Origin of the sequence: Occallatibacter sp. (genome assembly GCF_035317045.1) — a bacterium.
GTDB lineage: Bacteria > Acidobacteriota > Terriglobia > Terriglobales > Acidobacteriaceae > Telmatobacter.
This window is the reverse complement of the sequence record NZ_DATHHT010000028.1, coordinates 170,693-179,700: the sequence shown is the minus strand read 5'-3', so window position 1 is coordinate 179,700 and position 9,008 is coordinate 170,693. Positions and strand designations below refer to the sequence as shown.

The 9,008-nt window shown below is 59.0% G+C and carries 6 protein-coding genes; 3 read left to right on the top strand and 3 right to left on the bottom strand.

Translation table 11 applies throughout. The features are described 5' to 3' along the window. Both VK574_RS14330 and VK574_RS14325 read left to right on the top strand, forming a co-directional pair. A partial coding sequence (locus VK574_RS14330) for a hypothetical protein (protein ID WP_472800528.1) occupies window positions 1-741 on the top strand: 741 nt, incomplete at its 5' end. A 210-nt stretch (window positions 742-951) separates the two neighbouring features. Next, entirely contained in the window at window positions 952-2,301 is a 1,350-nt protein-coding gene (locus tag VK574_RS14325; protein ID WP_472800527.1) for a PQQ-dependent sugar dehydrogenase, read from the top strand. Window positions 2,302-2,452: 151 nt separating this feature from the next. On the opposite strand, the gene VK574_RS14320 is transcribed toward VK574_RS14325, so the two are convergent. Beyond that, a complete protein-coding gene (locus VK574_RS14320; RefSeq protein WP_472800526.1) occupies window positions 2,453-3,445 on the bottom strand; it encodes a PA14 domain-containing protein in 993 nt (330 codons plus the stop codon). A 215-nt stretch (window positions 3,446-3,660) separates the two neighbouring features. Between VK574_RS14320 and VK574_RS14315 the strand changes: the two genes are divergently transcribed. After that, complete coding sequence (locus VK574_RS14315; protein WP_472800525.1) at window positions 3,661-3,882, top strand: hypothetical protein; 222 nt, start codon at window positions 3,661-3,663, stop codon at window positions 3,880-3,882. A 757-nt stretch (window positions 3,883-4,639) separates the two neighbouring features. Here the strand turns inward: VK574_RS14315 and VK574_RS14310 are convergent. Both VK574_RS14310 and VK574_RS14305 read right to left on the bottom strand, forming a co-directional pair. Further along, window positions 4,640-5,608, bottom strand: coding sequence for an energy transducer TonB (locus VK574_RS14310; RefSeq protein ID WP_472800524.1), 969 nt, complete (start codon window positions 5,606-5,608; stop codon window positions 4,640-4,642). Between the two features lie 125 nt (window positions 5,609-5,733). Further along, window positions 5,734-8,973 (bottom strand): CHAT domain-containing protein, encoded by a 3,240-nt coding sequence (locus VK574_RS14305; protein WP_472800523.1) that lies wholly within the window; start codon window positions 8,971-8,973, stop codon window positions 5,734-5,736. Between the last annotated feature and the right edge of the window lie 35 nt (window positions 8,974-9,008).

Genomic DNA, 9,008 nt, shown 5'->3' with positions numbered 1-9,008 from the left:
GATCCCACTGGCCCCAACGGCCCCGTCGCCTACTCCATGGTGCTCACCGGAAAGCTCACCGGTACGCGTCTCAACACATGGCTCGACGCGCACTCCGCCAGCCGTGAAGTTTACGCCGGCCACACCATTTACAACATTGCGTCTGAGGGGCGGACCGTCCGTGTCGTACAGGTGGGATACGACATGATCGCCGCCTCAAACTTTCCGACCACCGAAAAGATTCACTCGATCATCGATCGGCATCGCACCGCCGCACTGCCCTTTGCCGGATCAACCTTGCTGCAGCACCATTTCCGCGACGTTCCTCTGCTGGCAATCGTCTGGGGTGTCGGCCAGATCGGCCTGCCCTTTTCTGAGAGCGGGGCCATCAAAGTATTTGGCCTCTCCCTGCCCCTTCAGGATGACTCCACCATCATAGCCAGCCTCACACCCGGCCTTCCGCTGGCAAACTCTGTCCATCTTCGTGTCGAAGAGATCGCTCCCGACGAGGAAAAGGCAGCCAGCCAGGCAGCCGCCCTCACCAACATTGTGACCTTGGCCCGCGCCGTCACAACCCAGCTCTCCAACGACGCCGCCAATAATGCCCTTCGCGAGCTGTTGAAAACTACCGAAGTGAGCCAGAAACGCGATCGCGTCATCGCCACCGCCATACTGTCACCCTCTGTTTTGAGCCAAATTACGAATGGTGAAAATTCTTTCTCCGCCCCGGCAACCCAACCCGCGCAAGACGCATCGAAGTAAGTGACGTGGTTCCCCGGAATGCGTCGTGTATTTGTATTTAGGTGTTGTGTATTGGCCGTCGGCAGTGCGTTCCCTCTTCCTGGGTTGGAGGTGGAAACCAAGCCGGCGGCCTCTCCATTTCTGACATTTTTCTGGATTCCCGCTGCTCCCTTACCGCATCTTGTTCAGTAGGCGTAAGCTAAGGTCTTCACCAAAACCCAAAGAGGTCTCATGATTCGCTTTCTCAGAACGCAAGCTCTGATGTGCATGGTTTTCTGTCTGCTATCGATCTCGATGATTGCAGCGGTTGCAGCCGCCAAAAAGTCCTCTCCAACCCAAACGCAGCAATCCACGCCTGTGCTCACCGGACAGAACGCATTTACCGATGCGGCGCACGAATCTCCAGGGATCCGCCGCCACGTCACCGCCGCCGATCTGCCCGCGCCGGCCCCTGACCAATCCGTCGATAACGGCGCCAATATGGTCCCGCGCCCCGCAAATGCCTGGCCTATCGCGCCCAAAGGGTTCAAGGTCGAACTCTACGCCACCGGCCTCGACAATCCCCGCCTGCTCCGCGTCGCGCCCAACGGCGATCTTTTTCTTGCTGAAAGCGAGTCCGGAAAAATCCGGGTCTTTCGCGGCGCTACGGCCGACGGCAAGCCCCAGCAGACATCCGTTTTTGCCGAGGGCCTGCATCAGCCCTTCGGCATCGCGTTCTACCCCACCGGACCCAACCCCAAATACGTCTACATCGGCGATACCGACGGCATCGTGCGCTTCCCGTATGAAAATGGCGATCTGAAGGCCCGCGGCGCTCTGGAAGACCTGGCCGACCTGCCCGGTGGCGGACGCCTGCGCGGCGGCGGCCACTGGACCCGCGATCTAATCTTCTCCAGGGATGGAAGCAAACTCTTCGCCTCCGTCGGATCCCATTCCAACGTCGATGACAGCGACACTTACCCCGAGGAGTACCACCGCGCCGATGTACTCCAGTTCACGCCCGACGGCAAGTTCGTCAAGATTTACGCCTGGGGAATACGCAACTGTGTTGGCGAGGCCATCAACCCCATCACCGGCGAACTATGGTGCTCGACTAACGAACGCGACGGTCTGGGCAACAACCTCGTCCCCGACTACGTCACCCACGTGCAGGAAGGCGGCTTCTACGGCTGGCCGTGGTGGTACATGGGCGGGCACCAGGACCCGCGGCACGTCGGCAAGCACCCCGAATTGGGCTCCAAGGTCATCACCCCCGACATCATCGTCAACCCGCACTTCGCTTCGCTCGAGATGATGTTCTACGAGGGCTCCCAGTTTCCGGCCGAATTTAAAGGCGACGGCTTCGCCTGCGAACACGGCTCATGGAACCGAGCCCAGCGCTCGGGTTACGAAGTCATCCGCCTGCCTATGAAGAACGGCCGCGCCACCGGCGAGTACGAGGACTTCCTCACCGGCTTCACCATCGGCGACGGCCAGGTCTGGGGACGTCCCGTCGGCGTAGCGGAATCCCATGACGGCTCCCTCTTCGTCTCTGACGACGGCACAAGATCCATCTGGCACGTCATCTACACCGGCAAATAGCCTGCATCAATCTCCATGATTTGGGTGCCCCAGGTCTCGATTTTGAGACCTGGGATCAGTGCGATCGCTATCTGCCCACATACAACCAATCAGTTGCAGTCCTTCTCACCTTCATCTCTGGAACAGCTTGAAGTTCACCGTGACCTTCCGATCACGGCGTCGCCGGTGGCGGTGCAAAGTCGCGGAGGTTGAACGGACGCGTCGATTCCCCCGGCGGCTTGATGGTGAGGATCAGCGCGACTCCCGGTGGCGATCCCTGAAAATACGGCACGTGGATCGTATGCCGGCCGACAGCAAGATTGACCTTCGCTGTTTTCGACTGGGCGGAGTGAAGTTCGTCATTGTCTATCAGCTGCTGGTTATCGATTTCGAGACGGGAACCGTCGTCGGACTCGAGATCGAATTTATATTCGCCGGGTTTGGTGATGTAGAACTCGCCGTAGTAATCCACGCCGAACCACATCACGGAGTGCGACACCCCGGGAAGACCCACAGAGCCGGTGACGTCCTGGTCGACAACATTCAGCGCGTTGGCATATATCGAGCCGATCGGGTCGAGATTCCAAAAATCGGGGATCACCGCGGCGCCGTAGGAAATCTCGTAGACATCGCCGCAGAATGCGTTGGGGAGTGGGGTGACGACGCCGAAGGCGCGAACGGTTCCCACGGGAGGCGGTTGGAATTTGTCTTGATCGCTCTGCCCGGCGGGGCGCGACACATCCACGATGCCCAGGTTCCCGGTCTCGTGCTCGCGTACCACCAGGCGCACGAGGTGTGGCGTTTCGCCTGGAATCTCAAGCATTTTGCTCAGACCGTGAGTCTCGGCGTCCTGGACCTCGGAAGGCGTGAGCTGGTGGTCGGATGTGGTGTGAAAGTACTGGGCAAGATTGCCTGAGGCATCGAAGGTGCACATGCCAAAGTCGAGGCGGACTCGCGAACTGTTTCCGTTGAGGCCGATGCCGGAGAGAGACTCGGGGCGCACAACGACTTCGTAACGCGTCGCATTTCCACCGATGACGGGGTGAGCGGCGATGGCAAGGGTGGGTGGAATGAGGGTGTGGAAGCACGCGGCGTCGCCAAGAGCGATGCTTTCGGCGGAGTCCTTGGTCTCTTTGGGGGGCGATCCGCTGGGGCTCAGGCCCACATAGTAGCGATGCCGGAAGGAGAGCGTAACCCCTGCACGCGTGCTTTTAATCAGGATCTGGTGAAACCCGGGCTCCGGCGAGGCCTGAATTGCAAGTTCGTAGTGAGACGCGGCACTGAGAGCACAGGTCGCTCCTGAACGGATGCTGAATCCGCCTTCCCGTCCTCCAGCGTGGCCGGGATCGTTTTGCGGTCGATGATGCGCATGGAAAGAATATGTTTCGGATTCTTATCGGCATGCTTGCCGACATCGAAGACCTGGAACTCGTTCTCCGCAAGATCGCCGACCGGTCGATGGTTCTTGTCTCGCGCGATCACATCCAGCACCACCTCGCGGGTGGTGACGCGAAGGATCATCGGGGTCTCGGGCTGAGCGGAGGGCGCAGCTTCTTGCGCGGCCATCGGAAGGCAGAGCGAAGGAAGGATGCAGGACGCTAGGAGAAGAAAGTGGTGCCGGCCGTTCTTGCTGGACATGGGCACAACTGTATCGCACGAAGCGAAATGCAGGAAAAGGATAAGCAGTGGTTGCCGGGATCACGTTTCAATCCGTCGGGCGCGGCTGCTCCCTGTTCCCGTATCTCCGTTTCCTTTCTGTCAAGGCCCGGAATGGCAAATCACCGGCTAAGCTGCTGAAACGATGGCGGAAATTCCCTGCCAGATTTTTGCAGGTAATTTCGTGCCTTCGGCGCACAATGAATCTGAAGTCCAAATTCAGCCAGAGAGATTGGAATTGATCATCCTGTTTTCTAGTCCCTGCTCCCTATTCGTGGTTTCGGCCTCTAAGTTATTTGCCAGGTGATATTTGGGTATGAACTTCTTTGTTAAGAAGATTTTGGCGCAGCCCCACATCCATAACCAACATAGACTCAGCGACTTTTATCCAAGTATGGGAGGGGGGTACCCCGTGCACCCGGAAGATTATCCATGTTAAATGAAGGCATCTGATGCCAGGTGGACGCAAACGCCACTCACCCTTCGCGGCACTCTGCTATTTCCATGATCGCCCTCATCGCCTTGCCCTGCCCGCGATTCACCGGCTCCGGAACCGCCGAAAACCTCATCGGCAACCGTGACATGCGCAGGCGTTTGCGACCTCGGATAGAGTGTGCCAAGGCTCCAACACACCGGGCGGATTGATGAAAATGATCTGCGGCGGTTCGAGAGCCATCTTGACCGGCAACCAACCGGTTGCGCTTCAGAACAGCCTGAAATTGACCATCACCGAGATCTGCACGGCCACCGGCTTCCCATCCTTGCGCGCCGGCTTGAAGCGGTACTTCGCCACCGCCTCGAGCGCCTTCTCGTCGAGCCCCATGCCCAGGTGCTGCACCACGCGCGGGCTTTGCGGATTGCCCTGCGCGTCAATGATCACCGAGATCATGCACACGCCTTCGTATTTCTGGCGTCGCGCCTCGTCTGAAAATTCCGCCTCGGGCGTGAAGATCGGGATCGGCTGCGTAACGCCTCCGACTCCCGGCCTGTAAATGCCGTTTCCTGAATCCGGCCCCCAGCTATTCCCGCTTCCCGGACCATAATCACCGCCGGGCCCAAAGCCGATACCACCGTTTTTTCCCGGCCCGCCGGAGACAACCGTGACATTCGTCGAGTCGTGCACACCGATCATCGGCATCGTCGGATTGTCGGGAAGTTTGACATCGGGCGGCACGGCAAGGCTGTTGTCCAGCGCCAGCTTCGGATGATCGAGCAGCGGCACCTGCACCTTCTCAATCGCATTCAAGTCGAGCTTCGGCAGTCGTCCCTTGTTCGGGTCAATCGGATCGTTCGTTCCCCCACCGCGCCCGCCATGCGACGAATCGGCTCTCATAGGCGCGAATAAAGGAAAGTCGTCGATGTGAAATGTGGAATTCGGCTTGGGAGCGGGATCGCTGTACACAACCGCTCTCACACCCATCAACAGCAGCAGAGCCAGGATGCCGCCATTCACCAGCGTGGCCGTTCCGACGGCCCACGGATTGGTGTTCGCAGCCATGCGATCGGCCACAGGAACCGGCGTTGATGTCAGTTCCAGCGGAGGAAGTTTTGCGGGAAAGAAGCGGTCGCGAACGCTTTCATAAAGCCCCGACCAGAGGTGCGGATCGTCGACACTCGTCAAAAATGAATTGGGCACGAGCCCGCGCTCGCCCTCCGAATCTGGCAATGTCATACGTTCCTTCCGCGCAGCCGAATTCCAGCCGCATCAATCGAATGACGTTGCTCAGATAGACCTGTAAATTTGTGGTTTGTCACCGGGAAAAATAGTTATTCGTGGTCCGCGTTCGATCACCAGTCTCATCTCCAGTTTCCCATCAAGACAAACGGCGCCCAGTAGTAGGGATGCGCATATGAAGACGCTGAAACTTCCCCCTCTGTCTCAAGTCCGCGTGCCGTTCCCCCAGTCTTTGCATTCGACGCGCCAAGCAGCAAATCAAGCTGAGCCTCTCGCAGCGCTTCCGATTTGGTAACTTTGCCTGCACCAGCTGTCCAGCGCTTGTAGAAGTCGCCCATCAGCTGGCCCGTGCTGTTATCGTTCACTGACCACAACGACGAGATCACTGCCTTCGCTCCCTTCAGTTGCGCCGTCGCGCCCAGTCCATCCACCTCGCGACCGTTGCTCGAACTGCCATTCATTCCGGTCTCGCAAGCCGACAACGTCAGCAGATCCGTATGGCGCAGCGATAGATTCCTGTTGTCGCGAAAGTCCGCTACGGTCAAATGAAAGCCTGAGCCCTCGTCCTTGCCCGCCAGCAGCAGATAACTCTGGCTGTCGTCTCCCGGCTTGAAGACAAAGTGGCTCGCAATGTGCACCACGCCATGTCTCACGCTCAGTTGTTCCTCCATCGCCTTCTCGGTAAACTGACCATCCAGCAGAATCGTTCCGGGCAGCGCGCCGTTTGATCCTTCGACCTTCGCGTCTCTCACCACATCGCGAAGTTCGCTCGCCACCGAGGGCAGTGCGGGCAATCCATCCTCGTACTTGCGCGCGATGCCCATTGCCGCCACGCTCAGGTTTGCCACATCCGGCTTGTCCTCCAGCATCGCGATGCTGGCGGGCGTAATCGTCACGGTGTTGTACTTCTCTACCAGGTATTGCTTCCCGTCGTATAGCGCGGCCATCGGCACATAGCGCAAAACGCCGTCCAGCGACCAGACCAGCGTCTCCGCTTTTGCCTGTTCCAATTCTGCTTGCACCGGACCGATGAGGATGGCATACAACGCCTGCGCCTGCGGCTTGGCGTCGCGCTTCGGATCGCGCAGTGCCTGCTCAAACTCCGCGACTTTCTTGTTCAACTCCGTTTCGGCGATCGCAAACTCCCGCGCCACGGTTGCTGCCGATGTAATCAAAATCACTCGATAGTGATCGCTGGTCACCATGGTGTAGAGCGCCACCGTCAGAGGCGACTCCGCGATCTGTTCTTCCAAGGCGCTCACGTTCCCTTTCACGTCCGCCACCTGCTTGTTCGCCGTGCTGTCTTTTCCAAACAGCACATAAAGCCGGGCGTAGTAATCTTCCAGCGCCTTGCTCGCCGCGCTTAGTTGATCGGAGAGTTGGCTCAATTGCTTCTGCTGCTCCGGTGTGCGCGTGCTCAGATCTTTCAGTTTCGCCCACTGCTCGCCCGCCGCCACAAGCTGTTTCGTGGATACTTCGTAGTCTTGCTCCGCTTTCTGCTCCGCTGCCGTAAGCGTCAACGGACTGAGCGTGTCGCTGGCTGCCCCGCGCACATAGTCTGAGTATTCTTGTTGCTTCTGCAAATCCAGGACCTGCTGCGCTTCCGGCAGCCGGCCCTGGGCAATCAGCAGAGCGGCCAGATCGTGATAAAAGTCCGCCTTCGACGCGACAAATGTCGATTGCACCGCCTTGTCCAGCCCCTGCATGTTGCTGCGCACCTTTTGCAGCAGATTCACCGCCTGCTTGCCGTAATAGATAGCCAGAGCGGGCTGATCTTTGTGCAAGTGCATCATGCCGTAAAGCACCAGCGACAGGACCAGTGGATCGTTGACCGCTTTGGCCAGTGGCAACGCCTGATTCAGGCTCGCAAGTGCCTTCGCCCTGTCGCCCTCATCGAAGTAAATCCTGGCCAGCGCGATGTGAGCATTCGCTTCGCTCTGGCGGTCAGTCACCTGGTGCAGGATGTCGATACCTTTGTTGATTGACTCGAGCGCCTTCTGGTCATCGCCCATCTTGTGATACACCAAACCCAGAATCGCGCGTGCGATGCCCTCGCCACGCCGATTGGCCGCCCCCATCTGGGTTGTGATCGCCTGGTTCAGAACCTCGACCGCCTTCGGTTTTTCGCCGAGTTGCAGGTACGCAGCACCCATGTTGTTGAGCGTCATGACCTCCGAGGCACGGTCGCCCACTGCGTCCAGGACAGGCAATGCCTGATTGTAGTAGTCCAGTGCCTTCTGGATGCTGCCCAAGCCATGGTAGATCGATCCTAGATTGTTCAGCACCAGGGCCTCGCCGCCGCGGTCACCTGCCATACGCAAGACGGGCAGCGCCTGGTTCAAATAGTCGAGCGCCTTCTCTTTCTCCCCCAGGCCGGACCAGGCAAGTCCGATATTGCTCAGCATCAACCCGGTCCCATCCGTCATGTTCAGGCTTTGAATGATCGGCAACGCTTCGTTGTAGTTCTCGAGCGCTCTCTGGTTCTCTCCGAGAGCATAGTCGCCGAGCCCGACCTTGTTCAGTGCCGTCGCTAGAACGCGCGGAGAGTTCGACTGGCGGGCAACAGTCAGCGCCTGCGCGTAATAGTCCAGCGCCCTTTTATCCCGCAAACTCGCATAGATGTCGCCGATTCCGAGCAGCGCATTGGCCTCGCCCTTTCGATCCCCTGCCGCCTTAAAAGCGTCGTCCGCCTGCTGAGCATATTTGAGCGCATTCGTTTGGTCTCCTGCGGCGTTGTAACCTGTTGCGATTTCCGCCAGGATCACGGCCTCTCCCGCGTGGTCGCCCATCTCTCGCCTAATCGCCAAAGCCTGGTTCGCGTAATCGAGAGCACTCCCAGCTTGACGCTGACTCGCGTTGAGAATGGCAAGCCCATTCAGCGCGTCTGCCTTGCCTCCCGTAATCCCTTGCGCCGTGGCAATCCCGAGTGCCTCTTGAAACGCCTGCATTGCTTCCTGGGCCTGGCCGCTCTTGACGGCCACGTTCCCCAGCCCGTTCAGCGCCGCCACGCCTTGCTCTGCGTCCTTCACCAGGTTGGCTGCGGCAGCAGCGCGGTTGTACGCTGCCAGCGCATTCTGCATATCGCCGGCGCTGAACCACAACGCGCCCATCTGGTTCTGTACTTTTGCCACGGCTCGGGCATCGCGCGCTGCGATTGCAGATTTAAGATCTGCCTGCAGCTGAGCCAGTCGAGTCTGATCCTCAGGCGACAGTTGCGAACTCGCCACCTGCGACGTATCTCCAGATGCTGGCGCCTGTATCCCTTGGGCGATCCCTGCAGCGGGCACGAGTTCCGCTATCAAGACCAGCGAGAACAGCATCGCATTCGCGAAGTGTTTTTGGGGGAAGCAGGGACTCACCATGCAGCGAACCTCACGGTGCGGGGACAATCAGAAAG